Source organism: Halobacterium sp. CBA1126 (assembly GCF_009741975.1).
Classification (GTDB): Archaea; Halobacteriota; Halobacteria; order Halobacteriales; family Halobacteriaceae; genus Halobacterium.
The window spans coordinates 1-2123 of sequence record NZ_WPCF01000184.1 but is presented as its reverse complement, the minus strand read 5'-3'; the positions used below and the strand labels follow the sequence as shown (position 1 = coordinate 2123).

Sequence of the window (2123 nt, the reverse complement as noted above, 5' to 3'; positions counted from 1 at the left end):
CGACGACCGCGTCCGTCGTCGTGCCCGGGAAGCCGACGGCGTCGAGCAGCGTCGCGGTCTTGGCCTCGGTGGCGACGGCGACGAGGTTCGCGAGCGCGCCGTCGTCGAGCGCGCCGGTCGTCCCGACGAAGACGTTCACCGTCCCGGCGACTGGTTCGGGGTCCGCCGGGAGCGCGCCGCCCTCGGGGTCCATCGGGAGCGCCGCGGGGTTGGAGACGCCGACGGTCGCGACGGCTTCGACGGGTCCGCAGCGCGCGCAGCGTGCGTGGCGCTGGGCGACGCCCGTGAGCAGCACGGGGTCGTCGCGAGTGCGCTCGAAGCCGGCGTCCGCGAGCCGGTCGGCGACGTACGCGTCGAGGTCGTCGGGGTTCCAGCCCTCGGGGACGGTGACGTTGAACGCGCGGTCGGCGGTCGCGAGGCCGCCGTCCCACCCCGTCGACAGCCAGCGCGCGTCCCCGCGTTCGAGCGCGAGCACGCCGTCCCGCGTCGTCGCGTCAAACATCACCGAGCACCTCCAGCAGCCGGTCGTTCTCCGCGGGCGTGCGGACGGCCACGCGGACGTGGCTGTCGAGCCCGCGGAACGTCGTCGCGTCGCGGACTGCGACGCCGCGCGATTCGGTCGTCTCGCAGAGCGCGTCGACGTCCCGGTCCCCGACGTCCAGCAGGAGGAACGGCGCGTCGGAGTCCTGCACGTCGAAGTTCGCGGCGAGCGCGTCGGCCATGCGGTCGCGCTCCGCGGCGACGCGCTCGCGGGTGTCGGCGACGAACTCGCGCTGGCGCATCGCGTGCGCGCCGACCGCGGCTGCCGGCGTTCCGAGGTTCCACGCGCGTCGCGCCGTCTTCAGATCCTCGAGTCGGTCGCCGGTCGCGACGAGGAAGCCGGCGCGGAGGCCGGGCAGCCCGAACAGTTTGGTGAGCGAGCGCGCGGCGACGACGCCCGGGGTCCCGGCCAGCGACGCGGCGTCCGTGAAGCCGAGAAAGGCCTCGTCGACGAGCAGCTCCGTCCCGGACTCGCGGCAGCGCGCGGCGAACTCGCGGAGGGCGTCGCCGTCGTACAGGTCGCCCGTGGGGTTGTTCGGGTTGCAGGCGACCGCCATCGCGTGCTCGCTCGGGTCCGCGTCGAGGAGTTCGTCGTGGGGGACGAACACCGGGTCGGCGCCCTGCAGGTCGACCTCGCGCGCGTACTCGCCGAAACTCGGGTACGGGACGAGCGCGCTGTCCCCGGGTTCGACGCGCGTCTCGACCGCGAGCCGGATGCCCGCGAGGCCGCCGGGCGTCGGGACGACACGCTCCGGCGAGGAGTCCACGTAGTCGGCGGCCGCCGCGCGGTAGTCGGGGTAGTCGTCGTTCGGGTAGCGCGCGGCGTCGCCGAGCGCGTCCTCGTACACCTCGCGGACGCCCGGGGGCGTCCGGGGGTTCACGTTCGCGGAGAAGTCCAGCACGTCCGGGTCGTCGCTGCCGCCGTGGGGCACGCGGGCGGCGTCGCGGACGGCGTCAGGTTCCATCGGCTTCCTCCACGCTCCCGCCGGATTTCTGTTCGTCGGTCCGCGGGCCGAGCAGGCGCTCGGCGAGCGCGGCGTCCGAGCGGCGGTTCACGTTCACGGCGAGGCGCGCGTCGTAGCTCCGAACCACGGCGTCCTCGTCCTCGCGACGACGTTCACGCCCGTCGGCACCCACGCGCCGTCCGCGTCCGTGCTCGCGCCGAGCGCGTCCTTCAGCGCGGCCGGGACGCGCACGCTCGTGGAGCCGTCGGCCGCGTCGAGGACAGTGTTCACCACGTCGCCGTCGAGCAGCGGGAGGTCCGCCGCGACCGTCAGCACGGGCGGCTCTACCGCTTCGAGTGCGGTCGTCAGGTCCGCGACGTACCCCTCGCCCGACGTCTCGATAACGGGGAGGTCGACGTGGGCGCGCGTCTCGGGCGCGTGCGGGGAGACGACGGCGTAGGTGGCGTCGACGCGGCTCTCGGCGAGCGCGTCGCGCACGCGGTTGACCATCGGCCGGCCCGCGACCTCGAACAGCGGCTTCTCGACGTCGGCGTCGAGGCGCGTGCCGCGGCCGCCGCACATCAGGAGAGCGTCCACGCGACCACCCCCACGTGGAGTCCGACGACGCGCCCGACCTCG

General features: G+C 74.9%; 2 protein-coding genes and 1 pseudogene. All 3 read right to left on the bottom strand.

Annotated elements, in window-relative coordinates:
* On the bottom strand, window positions 1-502 hold a 502-nt coding region (locus tag GJ634_RS14955; protein ID WP_157503627.1), incomplete at its 3' end, for an adenosylcobinamide amidohydrolase.
* Window positions 495-1505: a threonine-phosphate decarboxylase CobD gene (gene cobD / locus GJ634_RS14950; RefSeq protein WP_157503626.1), complete on the bottom strand. Its 1011-nt coding sequence runs from the start codon at window positions 1503-1505 to the stop codon at window positions 495-497. The genes GJ634_RS14955 and cobD, both read right to left, overlap by 8 nt.
* A pseudogene (locus GJ634_RS14945) lies at window positions 1495-2066 on the bottom strand (NTP transferase domain-containing protein). Before GJ634_RS14945 ends, cobD begins: the two are co-directional and overlap by 11 nt.
* Between the last annotated feature and the right edge of the window lie 57 nt (window positions 2067-2123).